This window comes from Maribellus luteus, assembly GCF_003576475.1.
Classification (GTDB): Bacteria; Bacteroidota; Bacteroidia; order Bacteroidales; family Prolixibacteraceae; genus Draconibacterium; species Draconibacterium luteum.
Genome location: NZ_QWGR01000143.1, coordinates 1 through 614 on the forward strand (window position 1 = coordinate 1; position 614 = coordinate 614).

Sequence of the window (614 nt, forward strand, 5' to 3'; positions counted from 1 at the left end):
CAATCTCGATTTCTGGTTCGCCGACGAGGCCGTGCTGGTCGACACCGCCGGCCGCTACACCACCCAGACCTCGGACGCGTCGGTCGACCAGCAGGGCTGGGACAGCTTCCTGAAGCTGTTGCGCCGCACCCGGCCGCTGCAGCCGATCAACGGCGTGCTGGTCGCCATCGGCCTCGACGAGATCCTCAATTCCGACCGCGCCCGGCTCGACGACCACGCCGCCGCCGTCCGCCGCCGCCTGGCCGAACTGCGCCGCACGCTGGAAGTCTCCGCTCCGGTCTATCTGCTGTTCACCAAGGCCGACCTGCTGGCCGGCTTCAGCGAGTTCTTCGACGACCTCGACGTCGAGGGCCGGCGGGCCATCCTCGGCGCCACCCTGCCGCTGGGCGCGCCGGTCGGGCTCGACGCTCTGCTGGCCGAGTTCGACGGCGTGGTCCAGGCGCTGGCCGACCGCGTCGCCAAGCGCCTGCACGAAGAAGGCGACCCGCGCCGCCGCAGCCTGATCCTCGGCTTCCCCTCGCAGGTGGCCTCGCTTCGCGCGCGCCTCGCCCGCTTCGTCGAAGGAGCCCTGACGGCCGACCAGGACACCCCGCCGATGGTGCGGGGCTTCTACT

The 614-nt window shown here is 71.7% G+C and carries 1 protein-coding gene; it reads left to right on the forward strand.

Annotation, left to right across the window (positions count from 1 at the left end; translation table 11 throughout):
- A partial coding sequence (locus D1614_RS28320) for a type VI secretion protein IcmF/TssM N-terminal domain-containing protein (protein ID WP_206610172.1) occupies positions 1-614 on the forward strand: 614 nt, incomplete at both ends.